Annotated in this window: 19 protein-coding genes; 13 read left to right on the forward strand and 6 right to left on the reverse strand. The window is 63.9% G+C overall.

The window, feature by feature from the left end; all coding sequences use genetic code 11:
* Window positions 1-129: 129 nt before the first annotated feature.
* The gene (gene ruvX / locus FPZ08_RS05780) at window positions 130-534 is read left to right on the forward strand and encodes a Holliday junction resolvase RuvX (RefSeq protein WP_146292959.1); all 405 of its coding nucleotides are present in this window, start codon (window positions 130-132) and stop codon (window positions 532-534) included.
* Here the strand turns inward: ruvX and FPZ08_RS05785 are convergent.
* Window positions 523-1,479: an AraC family transcriptional regulator gene (locus tag FPZ08_RS05785; protein WP_146289102.1), complete on the reverse strand. Its 957-nt coding sequence runs from the start codon at window positions 1,477-1,479 to the stop codon at window positions 523-525. The two genes, ruvX and FPZ08_RS05785, sit on opposite strands and share 12 nt — an antisense overlap.
* A gap of 135 nt (window positions 1,480-1,614) precedes the next feature.
* On the opposite strand from FPZ08_RS05785, the gene FPZ08_RS05790 reads away from it, so the two are divergent.
* From FPZ08_RS05790 to dprA, 5 genes are all read left to right on the forward strand, one after another.
* Complete coding sequence (locus FPZ08_RS05790; protein ID WP_146289103.1) at window positions 1,615-2,445, forward strand: NAD(P)H-binding protein; 831 nt, start codon at window positions 1,615-1,617, stop codon at window positions 2,443-2,445.
* A gap of 152 nt (window positions 2,446-2,597) precedes the next feature.
* Complete coding sequence (locus FPZ08_RS05795; RefSeq protein WP_146289104.1) at window positions 2,598-3,584, forward strand: aspartate carbamoyltransferase catalytic subunit; 987 nt, start codon at window positions 2,598-2,600, stop codon at window positions 3,582-3,584.
* Window positions 3,581-4,873, forward strand: coding sequence for a dihydroorotase (gene pyrC, locus FPZ08_RS05800; RefSeq protein ID WP_146289105.1), 1,293 nt, complete (start codon window positions 3,581-3,583; stop codon window positions 4,871-4,873). The genes FPZ08_RS05795 and pyrC overlap by 4 nt, the downstream gene beginning before the upstream one ends.
* 318 nt (window positions 4,874-5,191) lie before the next feature.
* Window positions 5,192-5,800, forward strand: coding sequence for a glycerol-3-phosphate 1-O-acyltransferase PlsY (gene plsY, locus FPZ08_RS05805; protein ID WP_146289106.1), 609 nt, complete (start codon window positions 5,192-5,194; stop codon window positions 5,798-5,800).
* A 2-nt stretch (window positions 5,801-5,802) separates the two neighbouring features.
* On the forward strand, window positions 5,803-6,924 hold the full coding sequence (gene dprA / locus FPZ08_RS05810; protein ID WP_186767339.1) for a DNA-processing protein DprA: 1,122 nt from the start codon (window positions 5,803-5,805) through the stop codon (window positions 6,922-6,924).
* 129 nt (window positions 6,925-7,053) lie between these two features.
* Here the strand turns inward: dprA and murB are convergent, their stop codons facing one another.
* Window positions 7,054-8,046, reverse strand: coding sequence for a UDP-N-acetylmuramate dehydrogenase (gene murB, locus FPZ08_RS05815; RefSeq protein ID WP_210246862.1), 993 nt, complete (start codon window positions 8,044-8,046; stop codon window positions 7,054-7,056).
* A 163-nt stretch (window positions 8,047-8,209) separates the two neighbouring features.
* Here murB and topA point away from each other — a divergent pair, with 163 nt between their 5' ends.
* Window positions 8,210-10,813, forward strand: a complete 2,604-nt coding sequence (gene topA, locus FPZ08_RS05820) for a type I DNA topoisomerase (protein ID WP_146289109.1) — start codon at window positions 8,210-8,212, stop codon at window positions 10,811-10,813.
* 718 nt (window positions 10,814-11,531) lie between these two features.
* Here topA and FPZ08_RS05825 read toward each other — a convergent pair.
* Both FPZ08_RS05825 and FPZ08_RS05830 read right to left on the reverse strand, forming a co-directional pair.
* A complete protein-coding gene (locus FPZ08_RS05825; protein ID WP_146289110.1) occupies window positions 11,532-12,572 on the reverse strand; it encodes a dipeptidase in 1,041 nt (346 codons plus the stop codon).
* A gap of 65 nt (window positions 12,573-12,637) precedes the next feature.
* Entirely contained in the window at window positions 12,638-13,201 is a 564-nt protein-coding gene (locus tag FPZ08_RS05830; protein ID WP_146289111.1) for a hypothetical protein, read from the reverse strand.
* A 127-nt stretch (window positions 13,202-13,328) separates the two neighbouring features.
* Here FPZ08_RS05830 and rnr point away from each other — a divergent pair, with 127 nt between their 5' ends.
* The 3 genes from rnr (at window position 13,329) to rpmG (ending at window position 16,377) form a co-directional block, all read left to right on the forward strand.
* The gene (gene rnr, locus FPZ08_RS05835) at window positions 13,329-15,617 is read left to right on the forward strand and encodes a ribonuclease R (RefSeq protein ID WP_146289112.1); all 2,289 of its coding nucleotides are present in this window, start codon (window positions 13,329-13,331) and stop codon (window positions 15,615-15,617) included.
* A gap of 5 nt (window positions 15,618-15,622) precedes the next feature.
* Window positions 15,623-16,012, forward strand: coding sequence for a DUF983 domain-containing protein (locus FPZ08_RS05840; RefSeq protein WP_246132815.1), 390 nt, complete (start codon window positions 15,623-15,625; stop codon window positions 16,010-16,012).
* 197 nt (window positions 16,013-16,209) lie between these two features.
* Entirely contained in the window at window positions 16,210-16,377 is a 168-nt protein-coding gene (rpmG, locus tag FPZ08_RS05845; protein WP_056233989.1) for a 50S ribosomal protein L33, read from the forward strand.
* A gap of 430 nt (window positions 16,378-16,807) precedes the next feature.
* On the opposite strand, the gene FPZ08_RS05850 is transcribed toward rpmG, so the two are convergent.
* The gene (locus FPZ08_RS05850) at window positions 16,808-18,178 is read right to left on the reverse strand and encodes a PleD family two-component system response regulator (RefSeq protein ID WP_146289114.1); all 1,371 of its coding nucleotides are present in this window, start codon (window positions 18,176-18,178) and stop codon (window positions 16,808-16,810) included.
* Between the two features lie 93 nt (window positions 18,179-18,271).
* The gene (locus FPZ08_RS05855; protein WP_056233995.1) at window positions 18,272-18,643 is read right to left on the reverse strand and encodes a response regulator; all 372 of its coding nucleotides are present in this window, start codon (window positions 18,641-18,643) and stop codon (window positions 18,272-18,274) included.
* 99 nt (window positions 18,644-18,742) lie between these two features.
* Between FPZ08_RS05855 and FPZ08_RS05860 the strand changes: the two genes are divergently transcribed.
* Genes FPZ08_RS05860 through FPZ08_RS05870 form a run of 3 tightly spaced genes read left to right on the forward strand, consistent with a single transcriptional unit; the run spans window position 18,743 to window position 20,805 of the window.
* Window positions 18,743-19,021, forward strand: a complete 279-nt coding sequence (locus tag FPZ08_RS05860; protein WP_186767223.1) for a DUF3572 family protein — start codon at window positions 18,743-18,745, stop codon at window positions 19,019-19,021.
* A gap of 3 nt (window positions 19,022-19,024) precedes the next feature.
* On the forward strand, window positions 19,025-20,350 hold the full coding sequence (locus tag FPZ08_RS05865; protein ID WP_146289116.1) for a DNA polymerase IV: 1,326 nt from the start codon (window positions 19,025-19,027) through the stop codon (window positions 20,348-20,350).
* Window positions 20,347-20,805 (forward strand): RidA family protein, encoded by a 459-nt coding sequence (locus tag FPZ08_RS05870; protein ID WP_146289117.1) that lies wholly within the window; start codon window positions 20,347-20,349, stop codon window positions 20,803-20,805. Before FPZ08_RS05865 ends, FPZ08_RS05870 begins: the two co-directional genes overlap by 4 nt.
* Window positions 20,806-20,811: the final 6 nt, after the last annotated feature.

Consider the following 20,811-nt stretch of genomic DNA (forward strand, 5'->3'; position numbering starts at 1 on the left):
ACGAGCCCGAGCCACAGTAGCCCTCATGGTGAGCTTGTCGAACCACGGGGGCGTGGCACCAATGCGAGTTGGCCCGTGACCGAAGACATCCCCAATCCCCTCGCCGCCATCCCGGCTACCGGCCGCATCATGGCGCTCGATCTCGGCACCAAGACCATCGGTGTCGCCATCAGCGACGGCATGCGCTATTCGGCCACCCCGCTCGAAACCATAAAGCGCAGCAAATTCACCCAGGATGCCGAGCGCATCCTGCAGCTCGTCGCCGAAAACCAGATCGCCGCCATCATCCTCGGCCTGCCGCTCAACATGGATGGCTCCGAGGGTCCCCGCGTCCAGTCCACCCGCGCCTTCGCCCGCAATCTGGCGCAGAAGACTGCGCTCCCCATCGCCTTCTGGGACGAACGCCTCTCCACGTCAGCCGTCACCCGCATGATGATCGAGGCCGATCTTCGCCGCGACCGTCGCGCCGAAGTCGTCGACAAGCTCGCCGCCAGCTACATCCTGCAAGGGGCGCTGGACCGGCTACGCCATTAGCTTGCGCGCCGCGCCCGGCGGCACGCCGAAAAACTGCTTGAACGCCCGTCCGAACGCCGCCTCCGACTGATAGCCGGCCCGCCGCGCCACCGCGCCAACCGCCTCGCGCCCTTCCAGCAACTGTGCCCGCGCCAGATGCAGCCGCCATTGCGCCAGATATTGCGCGGCCGGCTGCCCCACCAGTTCGGTAAAGCGCGCCGAAAAGGCCGAGCGCGACATGCCCGCTTCCCCGGCAAGGTCCACGAGGCTCCAGTCCCGGTCCGGCTGTCGATGCATCAGGGCCAGCGTGCGGCCGATCTGGCGGTCGCGCAAAGCGGCCAGCCAACCCAGATTGGCCTCGGGCGCCCGCGCCAGCCAGGCGCGGATGGCCTGGATCACCAATATATCGGCCAGCCTTGTCATCACCGTCTCGCCGCCGGGCCGCATGGCGCTGGCCTCGCGCGCGATCAGTCCCAGCGTGCTCCGCAGCCAGTCGCCGTCATCGACATCCCAGGCATCGACGCGCAGCACCGGCGGCAACAGCGACACCAGCCTTTTGGCCGCCACGCTGTCGAACTGCACCACGCCTGATGTCGCCCGGGTCACGGCGCCGCCCCCGCCATGCCGCATGATCTCGTAGCGGTCGCCGATCTTCTCGACCGGAATGTCGAATAGCGGCTCGGGCACGGCATCCGGCGCGCTCAGCAGCTCGTAGCTTTTGCCATGCGGCAGCAGCACCATGCTGCCCTGCGCCAGCAGCGCCGGCTCCTCGCCCGCCATCTTCAGCCAGCTCTGCCCTGACGTCACGATGACGAACATCATCGAGTCGACCAGATCAGGCATGACGATCCCCCAGGGCGCCGTCATCTCGGCCCGGCAATACAGCGTGCCGGTCAGCCGCAGCATATGCAGCACTTCCCCCAGCGGGTCGGAGAGCGGCGATGGCTGGAAATGGATATCGGTCATGTCGGCTCGCTACCACGTCTATACCCTATCGTCCACCATTCTGGACGATCTGCATATTATAACGGCCGTAATGGAATTGATAGTCCAGCCAAGTCGCCGCACCTTCGTGTCATCGCAACCCGAAGGAACTTTTCCATGACCTCCACCACGCCCATCCTCGTCATCGGCGCTACCGGCAAGATCGGCAGCCGCGTCATCGCCCGCCTCGAACAGCAGAACATTCCAGCCCGCGGAGCCTCGCGCCGCAGCAACCCCGCCTTCGATTGGGAAAACCCGTCGACCTGGGCGCCCGCCTTGGCCGGCGCCGAAGTCGCCTTTGTCGCCTTCGTCCCCGATATCGCTGTCCCGGGCGCACCCGAGACCATCAGCGCCTTCGCCGCCGAGGCGCTTGCCGCCGGCGTCAAACGCGTCGTGATGCTGTCGGGCCGCGGCGAAGCCAATGCCCAGCGCAGCGAACAGATCATGGCCGGGTCCGGCCTGGGCACCACCATCGTGCGGGCCAGCTGGTTCAACCAGAATTTCAGCGAGGGCATCCTGCTTCCGGCAGTGCTGTCCGGCCTCGTCGCCCTGCCCGCCGGCCAGCACGGCGAACCCTTCGTCGATGCCGATGATATCGCCGATGTTGCCGTCGCCGCCCTGACCGATATCAGTCATGTCGGCGAAATCTATGAAGTCACCGGCCCGCGCCTGCTGACCTTTGCCGAAGCGGCCGCCGCCATATCCGCCGCCTCCGGCCACGAAGTCGCCTATGCCCCGATCAGCCTCGAGGAATTCCACGCCGCCCTGCTGCCCGATGTCGGCCCCGACATTGCCGAATTCCTCACCCGGCTCTGCGAGGAAGTGTTCGACGGCCGCAACGAGAAACTGGGCGACGGCGTGCAGCGTGCCCTTGGCCGCCAGCCCCGCGATTTCGCCCACTATTGCGCCGACACGGCCGCCACCGGCGCCTGGAGCCAGAAGGCATAGCGGCACTGATCCACAGATCAAGCATCCCGGCCCCGCCGGGGTGCACCCCCAATTCACATCTTCATGTGATTTCGATCACATAATTCACAACCAGCGCTTGCCCCCATCCCGCCCCTCCGCTAGACCGCAGCAAATATCAGGGATGGGAGCGCATGGCCCAAGCACGCGCCAGCAAGACCACGTCATCCGCCGCCTCGTCCGGCGATTTTCCCCCGTTCAGCCAGCGCCATTTGCTTTCGATAGCCGATCTCAAGCAGCACGAGATCGTCGATCTGCTCGATCGCGCCGAAGCCATGGTTCCGGTCTCCCGCCAGGAGCGCAAGAGCCACCCGACACTGTCGGGCAAGACGCAGATCAATCTCTTCTTCGAGCCCTCCACCCGCACCCAGGGTTCATTCGAGATCGCCGGCAAGCGCCTCGGCGCGCTGGTCATGAACATGTCGGTCAAGACCTCCTCGGTCTCCAAGGGCGAAACCCTCGTGGACACCGCCGCCACGCTCAACGCCATGCGCCCCGACGTCATCGTCGTTCGCCATTCTGCCGCCGGCGCGGTGGAACTGCTGAGCCAGAAGGTCGGCTGCGCCGTCATCAATGCCGGCGACGGCGCCCATGAGCACCCCACCCAGGCCCTGCTCGATGCCCTGACCATCCGCAACCACAAGGGCCGCATTTCCGGCCTCACCGTCGCCATCTGCGGCGATATCGCCAATTCCCGCGTCGTCCGCTCCAATCTGCTGCTGCTCGGTGCGCTCAATGTCCGCACCCGCGTCATCGCCCCGCGTAATCTGCTCCCCGCGGGCATCGAGCATCTTGCCACCGAGGTCTTCACCGACATGCGCGAGGGCCTCAGGGATGCCGACGTGGTCATGATGCTGCGCCTGCAGCACGAGCGCGCTAATGGCCGCATGATCCCTTCGGTGCGCGAATACTACCGCTTCTACGGCCTCGACGCCGAAAAGCTCAGCTTCGCCAAGCCCGACGCCATCGTCATGCATCCCGGCCCGATGAATCGCGGCGTCGAGATCGATCCCGCCATCGCCGATGGCCCTGCCTCCGTCATCACCGACCAGGTGGAAATGGGCGTCGCCGTCCGCATGGCCGTGCTCGATGCCCTCCTCCCCGCGAGGAACGAGATATGACCCGCCCCCTGCTCATCGAAAACGCCCGCATCATCGACCCCGCCTCCGGCACCGATGCCAAGGGCGCCGTCCTCGTCGAAAACGGCCTCATCAGCGATATCGCCCTCGGCGCCCCGGTTGGCGTCCCCGAAGATGCCGAAGTGGTCAACGCCAATGGCCTGATCCTCGCGCCTGGCCTCATCGACATGCGCGTCTTCACCGGCGAGCCCGGCAAGGAATACCGCGAAACCCTCGCTTCGGCGGGCGAAGCCGCGGCGGCCGGCGGGGTCACCAGCTTCGTCATGATGCCCGACACGTCCCCCGTCGTGGACGATGGCGCCCTGGTGGATTTCCTCATCCGCCGCGCCAAGGCCACCAGCAAGGTCAATGTCCTGCCATCGGGCGCCATCACCAAGGGCCTGGCCGGCCAGGAGATCACCGAATTCGGCCTGCTGCAGGAAGCCGGCGCCGTCTGCCTCACCGATGGCCGCCACTCCATCCAGTCCAGTGCCCTGCTCCGCACCGTCATGAGCTATGCCGCCAATTACGGCATGACCGTCATCCACCACGTTTCCGACCAGAGCCTCACCGGCGACGGCGTCATGAATGAAGGGCTCTTCGCCACCATTCTCGGCCTCAAGGGCATCCCCCGCGAAGCCGAAACCATCCCCCTCGCCCGCGACTTGCAGCTCGCCGCCCTGACCGGCGCCAAATACCACGCCGCCCAGATTTCCTGCGCCGCCTCCGTCGACCTGATGGCCGCAGCCAAGAAGCGTAACGCCTCGATTACCTCAGGCATCTCGATCAACAATCTCGCCCTCAACGAAAACGACATCGGCCGCTACCGCACCTTCTTCAAGCTGGGCACGCCCCTGCGCTCCGAGGACGATCGCCAGGCCGTCATCGAAGGCCTGCGTAGCGGCGCCATCGACACCATCCATTCCGACCACGATCCGCAGGATACCGAGGTCAAGCGCCAGCCCTTCGCCGAAGCCTCCGACGGCGCCATAGGCCTCGAAACCCTGCTGGCCGCCGCTCTGCGCCTGCATCATTCCGGCGATGTCGACCTCATGACCATCCTCCGCGCCATGACCAGCCGCCCCGCCGAAATCCTCGGCCTGTCCTCCGGCCGCATCGCCAAGGGCGCCCCCGCCGACTTGATCCTCTTCGATCTTGACTATCCCTGGCAGGTCAGCGAACGAGACCTCCGCTCCCGCTCCCGCAACACCAGCTTCGAAGGCGCCCGCCTCGCCGGCAAGGTCATGCGCACCATCGTCGGTGGCGAAACGGTGCATGTGCATATCGAGTAGCATGGTGCCACGCCCTCGCCCTTCGACAAGCTCAGGGTGAGGTCTGCTGAGATATCTCCGTAGCCCTCATGGTGAGCCTGTCGAACCAAGAGGGCGTGGCACCACGCTTCCCCACCCACGATGTCACCCCGGCCTTGAGCCGGGGCCCGTCCCGAGGTCGCGCCCCAGCCGCAAGGTGGTTCGTTTGAACCACCGGACTTGCCTCACCATCTCAAGATGGTTCCCGGCTCAAGGCCGGGATGACACCGAGTTTGGAAAGCCCCCTTGTGGGAACCACCGCGCTGGAGATACTTTTCTGCACAATTTGAGGGGAAACCAATGCCAACCGACCTGATGCCGCTGCTTTACGCAATCGTCCTCGGCTATCTCTGCGGCTCCGTCCCCTTCGGCCTGCTGCTCACCCGCGCCGCCGGGCTCGGCGACATTCGCGATATCGGCTCGGGCAATATCGGCGCCACCAATGTGCTGCGTACCGGCAATCGATGGGTCGCCGCCGCCACCCTCGTCCTCGACGCTGCCAAGGCGGCCCTGCCGATTCTCGTCGCCCGCTATTATTGGGGCGAAAACGCCGCCATGATCGCCGCCATCGGCGCCCTTCTCGGCCACTGCTTCCCTGTCTGGCTCAATTTCAAGGGCGGCAAGGGCGTGTCGGTCATGATCGGTTCGCTCCTGGCCCTGTCCTGGCCGGTCGGCCTCATCTTCTGCGCCGTCTGGCTGGTCATCGCCTTCGCCCAGAAAATGAGCTCGCTCGCCGCGCTCACCGCCGCCGCCACCGCGCCCATCTTCGCCTTCGTCGTGGTCAATGAATGGCTGGCCGGCGCCATCGCCATCATGGCCATCGTCCTGTTCTTCCAGCATCGCGAAAACATCGCCCGGCTGATGGCCGGCACCGAGCCCAGGATCGGCTCGGAGAAGAAGGCCTCCTAGGCTTGGCGCCGCGCCCGGTCGCCACGCTCACCGACGCGCAGCGTCTCGATTGGCTGCGCCTCCTGCGCACCGACAATGTCGGCCCCGCCACCTTCCGCCAGTTGCTCAACCGCTTCGGCGCTGCCGATGCCGCCCTCGAAGCCCTGCCAGGCCTGCTCAAGCGCACCGGCAAGCCCTTGCGCGTCCCCACCAGATCCGAAGCCGAAGACGAAATCGCCGGCCTGTCGCGCTACGGCGCCCGCCTCGTCGCCAGCGGCGAACCCGACTATCCGCCGCTCCTCGCCTATATTCCCGCCGCCCCGCCGCTCGTCACCATGGCCGGCGGCCAGAACCTCGACTGGCTCCGCACCGTCGCCATTGTCGGCGCCCGCAACGCCTCCGCCGCCGGCATCAAGATGACCCGCCTCCTGGCCGGCGACCTCGGCGAGCGCGGCTATACCGTGGTCTCCGGCCTCGCCCGTGGCATCGACACCGCCGCCCACCGCGCCACGCTGACCACAGGCACCATCGCCGTCCTCGCAGGCGGCTTCGACAAGATCTATCCCGACGAAAATATCCCCCTCGCCCACGACATTCTCGATAGCGGCGGGGCTCTCCTCACCGAAATGCCGCTCGGCTGGGAACCCCGCGCCCGCGACTTCCCCAGGCGTAACCGGCTGGTTTCCGGTCTCGCCCTTGGCGTCGTCGTGGTGGAAGCCGCCAAACGCAGCGGCTCGCTCATCACCGCCCGCCTGGCGCTGGAACAGAACCGCGACGTCTTCGCCGTCCCCGGCTTCCCGCTCGACCCACGCGCCGAAGGCGGCAATGCCCTTATCCAGCAGGGCGCCAAACTCATCACCGGCGCGGCAGACATCGTGGAAACCCTGGGCAGCGCCGACCCGTCCCGCAACGCCCTCTTCGACCGCGACTGGGAGCCGGACCTCCTGCCTGACACAGCGCCGCCCAGCGAAGACGACCGCTCCCGTCTGCTCTCATCCCTCAGCGCCACGCCCATCGACGTCGACGAACTAATCCGCCAGTCCGGCCTCCCGGCCTCCGCCATGCAGATGCTGCTGCTCGAACTCGACCTCGCCGGCCAGATCGAATGGTCCAGCGGTCAATTGGTGGCGCTGAAATACAGCTAGGCCCGGCACGACCTCGTCCTTCGACAAGCTCAGGATGAGGTCTACTTTGAAATCCCAGTAGCCCTCATGAAATCTCAGTAGACCTCATGGTGAGCCTGTCGAACCACGAGGTCGTGCACCTATTGCCCGCTAGCAGAACACCGGCTCCTCATGCAGTTGCACGCCAAACCGCTCCCGCACCGTCTGCTTCACATGCTCGGCTAGCGCCCGCACATCCCCGGCCACGGCCCCACCATAATTCACCAGCACCAGCGCATGCCGCTCCGACATGCCCACCGGCCCCAGCCGGAATCCCTTGAGCCCGCTTTTTTCGATCAGCCACCCGGCCGACAGCTTCAACCGCCCATCCGCCTGCGGAAAGGCAGGCGCCGCCGGAAACTCCGCCAGAACAGGCTCGGCTTCCGCCGCCGAAACGATCGGGTTCTGGAAAAACGAACCGGCATTGGGCGTCACCCGCCAGTCCGGCAGCTTGGAATTCCGCAGCGCCACCACCCGGTCCATCAACGCGTGCGGCGTCACATCTCCGGCAATATCTGCCAGACCCGCAAAATTCTGGTTGGGCACCCATGGCGTCGGCAGCAGCAGGCGCAGCGACAGGACCACGTAGCGATCGGGTTCGTGCTTGAACAGGCTGTCCCGATAGGCAAACGCACATTCCTCCCTGAGGAATGTTCGCGCCGCTCCGGTCACGCGGTCATAGGCGACCAGCGACTCGAGCACATCGGCCACTTCGACCCCATAGGCCCCGATATTCTGCACCGGCGCTGCGCCAACCGTGCCCGGGATGAGAGCGAGATTTTCGATCCCGCCCAGGCCCTGCCCGACGGTCCAGGCCACCAGGTCATGCCAGGTCTCGCCCGCCGCGGCTTCGACGAGCACCCCACGCGCATTGGTCTCCACGATGCGCCGGCCCCGGATCGCCATCACAGCAGTAATGCCGTCAAACTCCGGCGCCAGCACCACATTGCTGCCCCCACCCAATATGCGCAAAGCCAGCCCCTGCGCGGCAGAAGCCGCCAGCACATCGGCCACCATGCCGAGCTCGGTGATGGACACGCCCAGGCGCGAATACGCGCCCAGCGCCAGCGTATTATGCGCCGAAAGGTCGAAATCTGGAATCAAGGCAAGGCTCGAATGGGTCATTGCCGTGCCCTATCAGAATCGGCCGCAAAAATCCTCTCTCTAAGAGAGAGCGTATCGCCGCCTCGTTTGCCCGCATTGACACCGCATCGCGGCTTCACCATGTTGCGCCACTTCTTATAAAGCGTTGCGGAACGGGTAATCCATGAAGGTCGTCGTCGTTGAAAGTCCGGCTAAAGCCAAGACAATCAACAAATATCTCGGTTCAGGCTATGAAGTCCTGGCCTCCTTTGGCCATGTCCGCGACCTGCCGGCCAAGGATGGCTCGGTGCGTCCCGACGAAGACTTCGCCATGTCCTGGGAGGTCGATACCGCCTCGCGCAAGCGCCTTGCCGATATTGCCGGCGCGCTCAAGGGCGCCGATGGCCTGATCCTCGCCACCGACCCGGATCGCGAAGGCGAAGCCATTTCCTGGCATGTGCTCGACGTCCTCCGCCAGAAGAAGGCATTGAAGAAGGACACGCCGGTCCAGCGCGTCGTCTTCAATGCCATCACCAAGGATGCAGTGACGGCCGCCATGGCCAAGCCGCGCGAAATCGACATGCCGCTGGTCGATGCCTATCTGGCCCGCCGCGCCCTCGATTATCTCGTCGGCTTCACTCTATCGCCCATCCTCTGGCGCAAGCTGCCCGGGTCCCGCTCGGCCGGCCGCGTGCAGTCCGTCGCCCTGCGCCTCGTTTCCGACCGCGAAGCCGAGATCGAAAAGTTCAAGGCGGATGAATATTGGTCCGTCGAGGCCAAGTTAGCCCAATCGGGTAAGAGCTTCCTCGCCCGCCTCTTCTCGGTCGATGGCAAGAAGACCGACAAGCTCGACATCAAGACCGGCGAAAATGCCGCCGAGCTGAAAAAGCTCATCCTCTCCGGCCAGTTCAACGTCTCCAGCGTCGAAAAGAAGCCGACCAAGCGCAATCCCTACGCGCCCTTCACTACCTCTTCGCTGCAGCAGGACGCCTCCTCGCGCCTCGGCCTGTCCCCGTCGCGCACCATGCAGATCGCCCAGCGCCTCTACGAAGACGGCCTCATCACCTATATGCGTACCGACGCCGTGCAGATGGCGCCCGAAGGCATAGCCATGGCCCGTTCGGTCATCGGCAAATATTTCGGCGAGGAATATCTCCCCGAAAAGCCGCGCATCTACCAGACCAAGGCCAAGAACGCCCAGGAAGCGCACGAAGCCATCCGTCCGACGGATATGTTCAAGCGCCCGGAAAACCTCAATCTCGATGCCGACCAGGCCAAGCTCTATGGCCTGATCTGGCGCCGCACGCTCGCCAGTCAGATGAAATCCGCCGAGATCGACCGCACCACGGTCGACATCGCGGTCAACGTCCCCGGCCGCGCGGTCGAACTGCGCGCCGTCGGCTCCGTCGTCACCTTCCCTGGCTTCCTCAAGCTCTATGGCGTCGAGGTGAAGTCCGACGAAGAAACCGACGACGAGGATGACCGCGAACTGCCCCCGCTGTCCGTGGGCGACAAGCCGAGCCTGCAGCAGGTCGATATCGAGCAGCATTTCACCCAGCCGCCCAGCCGCTATACCGAAGCCAGCCTCATCAAGAAAATGGAGGAGCTGGGCATCGGCCGGCCGTCTACGTATGCCGCAACCCTCACCACCCTCAAGGACCGCGACTATGTCCGCCTTGAGGGCAAGGCGCTGCATCCCGAAGACCGCGGCCGCATCGTCACCGCCTTCCTCGAAAATTTCTTCACCCGCTATGTCGAATACGGCTTCACGGCGGGTCTGGAAGAGCAACTCGACGAAATCTCCGACGGCAAGCTCGACTACAAGCAGGTGCTGCGCGATTTCTGGAAGGATTTCACCGGCGCCACCGACGAGATCAAGGATCTGCGCGTTTCCGAGGTGCTCGACGCCCTCAACGAAGCGTTGGCCAGCCGCATCTTCCCGCCCAGGGAAGACGGTTCCGATCCCCGCCGCTGCCCCACCTGCGGCACCGGCCAGCTCTCGCTGAAACTCGGCAAGTTCGGCGCCTTCATCGGCTGCTCCAACTACCCTGAATGCAAGCACACAATGCAGCTTTCGGACGCGGCCTCCGGCCAGTCCAGTGAAGCCGCCGCCGGTGACGGCATTCTGGGGACCGATCCGGAATCGGGCGAACAGGTCTTCCTCAAATCCGGCCGCTTCGGTCCCTATGTCCAGCTCGGCGAAGGCCAGGAGCCCAAGCGCTCCTCGCTCCCCAAGGGCTGGGACTCCTCTGCCTTAACGCTGGAAGGCGCCCTCAAGCTCCTCTCTCTCCCGCGCGAAGTGGGCCTCCACCCGGAAACCGGCCTGCCCATCTCGGCCGGTCTCGGCCGCTACGGCCCCTTCGTCCTGCATGACGGCAAATATGCCAACCTGCCCGATGTCGAAGAAGTCTTCACCGTCGGCCTCAATCGCGCCGTCGATCTCATCGCGCAAAAGGCCGCCGGCGGCTTCAAGCGCGGCGGTGCTGCCGTCGCCGCCATCCAGACCTTCGAGCACGATGCCGGCCCCATCACCGTCCGCGCCGGCCGCTACGGCCCCTATGTCAACCAGGGCAAGATCAACGCCACCATCCCCAAGGACGTAAAGCCCGAGGATGTGACCCTCGATCAGGCCGTCCAATGGATCGCCGCCCGCGCCGAAGCTACCGGCAAGAAGGTGAAAAAGGCCCCAGCCAAGAAAGCGGCCGCCAAAAAGCCCGCCGCCAAAAAGGCCCCGGCCAAAAAAGCCGCCCCGAAAAAGACCGTCAAAGCCGAAGACGTACCCTTCTAACGCTCTGCAGCTCTATCGCCTTCTTTTGCGAGTCCTCGTCACCCCACCCTCAATCCCTCCCCATCAAGGGGAGGGAGGCGCTAGTTCCAGCGCCTGTGTTCATCGTCTCCCTCCCCCTTGTGGGGAGGGATCAAGGGTGGGGGTGAGCCACGCGCACAGGCCCAAGTCTGGAGTACCCCTCTAAGGCGCGGGGCGCATACATCCCCAGAAAAAAGCCCCGGCCAAGGGCCGGGGCAGTCGGGTCAGGAAAGGTGGGGCGAGCGCCTGGCTTTCAGCGCTCAAGCCCCGGCGGAGCCGTCGTTTCCGGCAGACCCCGCGATCGGCATCATGGCCATATCGCCCGACAAAGCGATGGGCCTTTGGTCGCACCCTCCGGGCGGCAGTCGTCCACCCGATTTCCATTCACCTTCAATGCTGGCGAACAGATGCTCGGGCGTGCGGCGCGGCGCGGTATAGCTTGCCATACACCATGGGCAACGAACGGCGGCGCGCGGCCGGGGTCCAGCACATGACAGACAGAGCCGAAGGGCGGGCATGATAACCTCCTGGCTTCGCACCCATGGGGCGGAAGCTGCATTTCGATGATGAACGGGACGAGCGCTTTTGCGCTCACCCTCAACATGGTCATTAATTTATATTTTTCAACGGCTTGTTTGTCGCAGCCAACGCGAAAGGCTAATCCCTTGGCCGGGCTTGACGCCAAACCGCGCCAAAAGGCCTAGCCGATCGTCCGCTCGATCATGCTCAGCCAGTTGCCCAGCGCGATCTTGCGCACCAGTTCCTCGCCATAGCCCTTGTCCAGCAGCGCCTGCAGCAGCTTGGGCACCCCCGTCACATCGCCAATGACAGCCGGCATCATCGCCCCGTCGAAGTCCGACCCCAGCGCCACCCCATCCTCGCCCAGCGCCTCCACCAGCGCGTCGACATGGCGCACCATCACGTCCAACCCGGTATCGGCCACGAACTTCCCATCCGGCCGCAAAAACCCCGTGGCGAAATTCAGCCCGACAATCCCCTTGCTCTCGGCAATCGCCGCCAGTTGCCAGTCGGTGAGGTTGCGCGCATGCGGGGAAATGGCATGCACATTGGAATGCGTCGCCACCAGCGGATGGCTGCTGATCGCGGCCACGTCACGGAATCCCGCGGCATTGAGATGGCTGAGGTCGATCATCACCCCCATGCCATTGCACACCCGCACCAGTTCCTTGCCGACATCGCTCAACCCCGGCCCGATATCGGGGTCCACATTGTGGCGGAACGGCACCCCGGTCCCAAAGGCATTGGCCCGGCTCCAGGTAATGCCGATCGACCGCAACCCGGCCGCATAAAGCAGCTCCAGCGACCGGAACTCGGTATCGATGGTCTCCGCCCCCTCGATATGGAAAATCGCCGCCAGCGTCTCCCGCGCCATCGCCGCGCGCAGTTCCCCGGCATTGCGGCACACCGCCAGCGCCCCCGCCCGCTCCAGCCTGAATAGCACCGACGCCATCCCGCTGGTCGACGCCATCGCATCGCTCCACGCCAGCTCCGGCGGCAGATCGGGGCTGAGCGCAGGCGAGCCCGCCGCCGCCTGCCCCGTCTTCAACGGCGGCGGAAACATGGCAAAAAACCCGCCCGCCATCCCGGCCGTCCTGGCCCGCTTCAGGTCGATATGCCCCGTTTTGCTCCCCTCGATAAAAGCCCGCTCCTTGTCCACCCCCTCAGCATCCAGCAGGCGCAGCAGCGTGTCATTATGGCCGTCGAAAAATGGAATGGTCATGAAAAACTGCCATACAGGATCATTGGTGGGCGCGACGAGTTTAGCTCACATGCCTTGTGTGGAAGCTATTGCGGACAGAAAGAATACGTTTGTTTGATACCTGCAGCGGCATAGCTATCGCAGATGCCTTTCGCGTCGAAAGCCTGCCCGCCCGGCCGAATTACAAAGTCGTCCATGTCATAGACAGGTGTTGTGAATCGGATGCCCGCGCGGGAACCCAATATTTCGATTGTGGTATTGCCGGAGCTGAGAGCGAAAGGAGGTGTACGCCGCGTGGAAAGGCCGAATGGATCGCCGTCCACCCATTGCCTCATAATGAAGTGGAGGTCCCGCTCCGGCACGCATTCTGATCTGCCGGCAGGAAGGCCAGTAACTGGATTGTAACGGTCGGCGCCAAACCGAAGGCAGATATGGCGTTCGACCATTCCGTAGTAGGCGCGCCCCTCCAGCACCTCAGGAAAAGCGCTATGCCAGAGATAGGCCGCGCCCGAGGGACTAATATACATGATCTGTGTGCCCTGAATTGGGTGATCCAGCAGCATTGTACGGGAAGGCGGGCGCGCAGGCGCGGCCACGACAGCGCCGGTCAGCAGAAGTATTCCGAAGATAGCCATGACAACTAGGCGCATTCAAACACTCCATTCATCCCTCGAAAGAGCATAGTCCGTCCGCCCTGACAATGGAGCGCGCCTCGCCAACCCGCGAATGATCCGCCCATTTGCCGAACCGCCCGCCATCCCCTACATATCGCCCAACATGAAAAGCCCAAAAACCACCAGCAAGCCCCGCAGCACCTCCGGCCCGCGCCGCGCAACCTCCCCGCGCGCGACCGAGCTGCCGACCCGCGAACAGCTCCTCGAAGCCCTCGCCCAGCAATCCGACATCAAGGGCAAGCGCGATCTCGCCAAGGTCTTCGGCATCCGCGGCGACATGCGCCGTCCCTTCAAGGCCATGCTGGCCGAACTGGAGGGCGAAGGCATCATCACGCGCACGCGAAAAGCCCTGCGCCGCACCGCCGCCCTGCCCCATGTCACCGTGCTCGACATCCCCGCCGATGCCGACCCCGACGATCTCCACGCCTTCCCGGCCCAGTGGAACGACGAGGAAGGCGAAAAACCCCGCGTGACCGTGCTCGGCGGCCGCGACGCCCGCGTCGTCCCCGCCCCCGGCGACCGCATCCTGGCCCGCATCGATGCCGGCGAGGGCGATGTCCCCGTCTACACCGCCAAGGCGATGAAAATCCTCGACAAGCCGCGTCGCGGCCAGATCGGCATTGTCCGCATGGACGATGATGGCGCTCGCCTCATCCCGGTCGATCGCAAGCAGAAGGAAATGCGCATCCCCCTCGGCGACCTGCTCGACGCCAAAGACGGCGATCTCGTCGAAGTGGAAGTGAAGCTCTCCGGCCGCCTGATGATCCCACGCGCCAAGGTCACCTCGGTCATCGGCAATCCCATGTCCGAAGGCGCCGTCAGCCTCATCGCCATCCACAATCTGGAAATCCCCTACCATTTCCCCGCCTCGGTCATCCGCGAGGCCGAGGAAGCCAAAGAGGCCACCCTCAAGGGCCGCGAAGACTGGCGCGACCTGCCCCTGGTCACCATCGACCCGCCCGACGCCAAGGACCATGACGACGCCGTCCACGCTGCACCCGATGCGGATCCGGCCAATCCCGGCGGCCACGTCGTCACCGTGGCCATTGCCGATGTCGCCGCCTATATCCGCCCCGGCACCGCGCTCGATCGCGAGGCCTATCTGCGCGGCAATTCGGTCTATTTCCCCGACCGCGTCGTGCCCATGTTGCCCGAGCGCATTTCCAACGAACTGTGCTCGCTCAAGCAGGGCGAGCCCCGCGCCGCCCTCGCCGTGCGCATGGTCATGGGCGCAGATGGCAAAAAGCGCAGCCACAGTTTCCATCGCATTCTCATGCGTTCGGCCGCCAAGCTCAGCTACCAGCAGGCCCAAGCCGCCATCGACGGCAATGCCGACGACCAGACCGGCCCCTTGCTGGACCCCATCCTGCGCCCCCTCTGGGCCGCCTATGACGCCATGGCCTCGGCGCGCGACAAGCGCGGCCCGCTCGATCTCGACCTGCCCGAGCGCAAGATCGTGCTCGACGACAAAGGGATGGTGAAAGACATTCGCATCCCCGAACGCCTCGACGCCCATCGCCTCATCGAGGAAATGATGATCGCGGCCAATGTCGCCGCCGCCGAAACGCTCGAGCAGAAAAAGTCCGCTCTGCTCTATCGCGTCCACGACGAGCCGAGCAGCGAAAAACTTCAGGCCCTGCGCGACTTCCTCGGTTCGCTCGACATCTCGGTCAAGAAATCCGACAGCGTCCGCGCCAGCGATTTCAACGGCATTCTCAGCCAGGCCCGCAAGGCCGGCAATGTCGAACAGGTCAGCGAAATGGTGCTGCGCAGCCAGGCGCAGGCCGAATATGCCGCCGAGAATTACGGCCATTTCGGCCTCAACCTCGACCGCTATGCCCACTTCACCTCGCCCATCCGCCGCTATGCCGATCTCATCGTCCATCGCGCGCTGATCGCGGCCCTCGGCCTGGGCGATGATGGTCTCAGCGAAAACGAAGCCCTGCGGCTATCAGGCATCGCCCAGCACATTTCGGCCACCGAGCGCCGCGCCATGCTGGCCGAGCGCGAAACCGCCGATCGCCTGCTGGCGCAATTCCTCGCCGCCCAGATCGGCGCCCGCTTCGAAGGCCGCATTTCCGGCGTCACCCGCTCCGGCCTTTTTGTCCGCCTCCTCGAAACCGGCGCCGATGGCTTCATCCCCGCCTCCACCCTGGGCGAGGACTACTATCGCTACACCGAAGACCAGCAGGCCATGGTCGGCGATCGCACCGGCGAGAAATTCGCTTTGGGCGACCGCGTCACCGTCCGCCTGCTCGAAGCCGCTCCCGTCGCCGGCGCCCTGCGCTTCGAACTGCTGTCCGAAGGCACGCGCGGCAATCCGTCATCTGGTCGGCGCGGCCAGAAGCGCCCATCTAGGTCTTACGGCCCCCGGGGCCGGAAAAAGAGGTAATGGGAATGGGTTCGAAGAGTCTGCCAGAGCGCAGTGTCGGTCAGGCCATGTGGCGGGGCACGCTGTGCAAATGTCCCCATTGCGGCAAGGGCCGTCTGTTCCGCGCCTATCTCAAGGTCGCCGACCAGTGCGAGGTCTGCGGCGAGCAGCTCAACCTGCACCGCGCCGATGACTTCCCGCCCTATATCGCCATCATGATCGTCGGCCACCTGCTGGTCGGCATCATGCTGCATATGGACATGGTCTATCACGTCAACCCGCTGACCTATCTCTACACCATGGTCCCCCTGGGCATCGTGCTGCCATTGCTTATCCTTCCCTCGGTCAAGGGGGCTATAGTGGGCCTGCAATGGGCCAACCACATGTACGGCTTCGGCACCGGCCAGATCGACTGAGGGGATCACCGGGGTTGCCCCACCCACAAAGCGGATTCCTCCCCCTATCAGGGGGAGGTTAGGAGGGGGTATCCCCGCAAAGACTCGCCTTCACCCCACACTCCGGCGCTTGACATTCGGACTGAAATCCGTAGTTTGCGCCCAAATTCAAAGCGCCGCCATTTCGCGGCGCCTTATTGTTTGTCGAGGACACCCCAATGGCCAAAGCCGCTTCCGTCAAGATCAAGCTCGTGTCGACGGCTGATACTGGCTACTACTACGTCACCAAGAAGAACGCTCGCACCCAGACCGAGAAGCTCTCGTACAACAAGTACGATCCGGTTGTGCGCAAGCATGTCGAATTCAAGGAAGCCAAGATCAAGTAATCTGGTCTCTGCTATCTGCTGAAAAGCGCGAAAGCCCCGCATTGAAAATGCGGGGCTTTTTGCTGTCCGTTTCACGCGGGCTCGATCTCGATGCTAACAGTACGTTAACGAATTCGCACCATGTGTGAATGGCGTCGGATCAGAAGTGCGATGCGGAAAGTAAGAGTGGCTGGTCCGGAGCGGCATGTCGAAGAGGCCACTCTGTCCGCATCCGGACCAACCGCCCTACGGGACTCAGGAGTTGCGGCGGACCTGAGAGAAGCCGTAGGGAACCCTCAGCGACTGTCCCAAAATGGGTCAATTCGCTGTGTTGAGGGCAACCTATCCATTGCCGGCCAAAACTCAAGAACTACTGGCCAAACCCGGCCGGTAAAACTCTGTTAATTATAACAGATAACCCTAACGCCCCAATTTGGGCCGATTGGATCAGTCAAGCAGCGTCGAATACCACTCGGTTTCGTCCCTCGCGCTTGGCACGATATAGCGCCACATCAGCCCGCTTGATCAGCGTTTCCGGCGTATCGGCATCACTCTCGTTGAGCGTCACCCCTGCCGACACGGTCACCGATAGCGGTCGCCCGGCATTGACCTCGAAGCTCCGCTCGGCAATCGACTGCCGCACCCGCTCGGCCACCAGTTCGGCCTGGCCATAGTCAGTGTCCGGCATCAGCACGACGAATTCCTCGCCGCCAAATCGGCAAGCAAGATCAACGCCTCTGATGTTCCGCTTCAACCGCGTCGCGAACTCCTTGAGCACCGCGTCGCCGATATCGTGGCCATAGGTGTCGTTGACCGCCTTGAAGTGGTCGATATCCAGGATCATCAGCGCCATGTCGCGATCCTGGCTTTGCGCCTTGCTCAACATCACGCCCAGATGCCGGTCGAAATAGCGCCGGTTATAGAGCCCGGTCATGTCGTCGGTCACCGCCAGCGCCATGGTATTATTGACGCTTTGCCGCAGCTCCAGCGCATAGCGATGGCGACGGATCTGCGTGCGTACCCGCGCCGCCAGTTCGTTGCGCTCCACCGGCCGCGAGATGAAGTCGTTGACCCCAAGATCCAGCGCCCGCACCACTTTCGGTTTATCGGCATCTTCCGACAGCAGGATGATCGGCAGGTTGCGCGTATGCTCCAGCGTACGGATCTGCGAACACACCCGCAGCGGGTCGAAATCATCAAGCGCCATCGCCACCAGCGCCAATTCATATTGTGCGCCAGTGACTTGGAACACCGCATCGGCCGGTTGATTCAAGATATCCACGTCATGCTCAAGCGTGAGATAACCTTGGATACGCTCAGCGTGTCGCTGGTCGGTGTCGATGATGAGAATGGAGCCGCCCGTCGTATTGATCTTATCCATCGCGCGCATCGCGTCTTCGATGGCGATCTGCTGCCCGGTCATGGCGCGGGCCCGCAATTCGTCGGTCAGCGACTTGAGCCGCACCAGGCTCTTGACACGCGCCATGAGCTGCATGTCGTCGACCGGCTTGGTCAGGAAGTCGTCGGCGCCCACTTCCAGCCCCTTGACCCGGTCGGAGGGCTGGTCGAGCGCCGTGATCATCAGAACGGGAATATGCTGGGTCTTCGGATTAGCCTTGAGCCGCTGGCAGACCTCGAAGCCGTCCATGTCGGGCATCATGACGTCGAGCAGGACGATGTCGACGTCAGAATTGTTAGCAATATCAATGGCTTGCGGGCCAGATGCAGCGCTGACGACCTCGTAATACTCGGCTGTCAGCCGTGCTTCGAGCAGGCGGACATTGGTGGGAATATCATCGACGATCAGAACGCGTGCAGTCACTGGTACAGCCCCAAAACCTGCGCCGGCCGCCAGGAATTCCCCGGCGGCATCGAGCGGGCCGATCAGGCAGGCAGAAAGGCTGGCTCTGCGTGATCAGGCCGGACCAATGTAGCGGGCAATAGTTTCCAGAAAGTGAGGCACCGAGATGGGTTTGCTAATGTAACCCTCGCACCCGCCTTGCAAAATCCGTTCCTCGTCGCCCTTCATGGCAAAGGCCGTGACGGCGATGACGGGGATATGGGCCAGGTCATCATCGTCCTTGAGCCACTTGGTCACCACCAGCCCGGAAACCTCGGGCAGCTGGATATCCATGAGGATCAGGTCGGGATGATGGGCGCGCGCGAGATCGAGCGCCTCCATCCCGTTACGGGTCTGGATGACGGCATAGCCGCGCGATTCCAGCAGATCGTTGAAGAGCTTCATGTTGAGCTCATTGTCCTCAACGATCATCACAGTCTTTGGCATCGGACCTTCCTCGCGCCGCTAAGGCGCTGGCGGCGCTTCGCTTTGCCGCCCTGTTGCGCTACCATGCAATCTCTTACAAAACACCAAATGAGGCCGGCAGTGCCGCGTTCCGAGACAGTCGAAACCTCCGTTGCCGCACTGGCCGATTCCTGTCTCGGCTACCTGGCGGAAAACCCCGAGGAACTGCTGGCTTTCATGCAGTTTGCCGGGTTCGATCCCGATGCGCTGCGCCGTTCCGTCGGCTCTTCCGCCCTTCAGCGCGGCCTCGTCGACTATTTTGCCTCAAACGAACCGATTCTGCTCGCCCTCTGCGCAAATTCCGGCATGTCGCCCGAACAGTTCATGCGGGTCTGGCATCGGCTCAACCCATCAGGGTGATGCGTGACCCTCGATTGGCTCTGCCGCGACTGCCTGGCCCATGGGTCCGGCGCCACCGTGCCCGCGCGCTGCCCGGGCTGCGGTTCGCCACGCCTGCGCAGCCATGAGGAACTGTTCAGCCTCTCCACCGCCCATGTCGATTGCGACGCCTTCTATGCCTCGGTCGAAAAGCGCGACGACCCCAGCCTGCGCGACAAGCCGCTGATCATCGGCGGCGGCACGCGCGGCGTGGTGTCCACCTGCTGCTACATCGCCCGCCAGTCCGGTGTCCGCTCGGCCATGCCCATGTTCCAAGCCAAAAAACTCTGCCCCGACGCAGTCATCATCAAGCCCAACATGGCCAAATATGTCGGCGTCAGCCGCCAGATTCGGCAGTATATGGACGCCCTGACCCCACTGGTCGAACCGCTTTCCATCGACGAGGCCTTCCTCGATCTCTCCGGCACCCAGGCCCTCCATAAGGCCGCGCCGGCCCTCGTCCTGGCCCGCTTCGCTCGCGCCATCGAGACCGATCTCGGCGTCACCATCTCGGTTGGCCTCAGCCACAACAAGTTCCTCGCCAAGGTCGCCTCCGACCTCGACAAGCCCCGCGGCTTCGCCGTCATCGGCAAGGCGGAAACCCTGTCTTTCCTGGCGCCCAGGCCGATCAGCCTCATCTACGGCGTCGGCAAGGTCTTCGCCGAAACCCTGCGCAAGGATGGTCTGGTCACCATCGGCCAGTTGCAGGACGAACCCCCGGAAAACCTGATGCGCCGCTATGGCGAAACCGGCGCTCGTCTTGCCCGCCTGTCCCGCGGCGAGGACAGCCGCCGCATTTCCTCGGACGGCGAGATGAAAACCATCTCGTCTGAGACAACATTCAACAGCGATATCAGTGATCTGGAAGCGCTTTCTACCGAATTGCTCAATGTCACAGAGCGCCTGTCCGAACGCCTCAAGGCCAAGGGCGTGGTCGGCGACACGGTGACGCTGAAACTCAAATCGGCAGGTTTCCGCTTGCGCACACGCGCCCGGCATTTGATGATCCCCACGCAATTGACCAATGTGATTTACGAAACCGGCCGATCCCTGCTGGAACGCGAGGTCGATGGCACCGCTTTCCGGCTGATTGGAATCGGCGTTTCGGGTATCGATACCGCCGACGGCAGCGATCCGGCCGATTTGCTGGAGCCGGCCATCGCCCGCAAGGCGGCTGCCGAACGGGCCATGGACCGCGTCCGCACCCGCTTCGGCCGCGATTCCGTGGTGCGCGGCAAGCTGTACCGACAAAAGCCGGCCCCTCTGCCGGCAGAACCAGACGACGACCAGAACGAAGGCAAGACACGATGACCAGTCCGATCGAAAAGCTCCGCGAATACGGCTACGAACTGCCCGCCCCCAAGGCCCCGGTCGCCAGCTACGTTCCGGTGACCCGGACCGGCAATATCCTCTATGTCTCGGGCCAGATTTCCTCCAACGACCAGGGCGTCGTCACCGGCCTGCTCGGCGACACAATGAATGTGGTGCAGGGCGGCAATGCCGCCGAACTGTCCGCCCTCAACGTGCTGTCGCAGATCGTCCATTCCGCCGGCATCCCGCTGGAAGACGTCAAGCGCATCCTCAAGATCACCGTCCTGGTTGCCTCGACCCCTGATTTCACCGAGCAGCATCTGGTGGCCAATGGCGCCTCCAACCTGCTGGTGGGCGTATTGGGCGACAAGGGCAAGCATGCCCGCGCGGCCTTCGGCGTCGCCGCCCTGCCCTTGGGCGCGGCGGTGGAAATCGAAGCCGTCGTCGAAGTCTGACCAATA

It is taken from the genome of Devosia ginsengisoli (assembly GCF_007859655.1).
GTDB classification, from domain to species: Bacteria; Pseudomonadota; Alphaproteobacteria; order Rhizobiales; family Devosiaceae; genus Devosia; species Devosia ginsengisoli.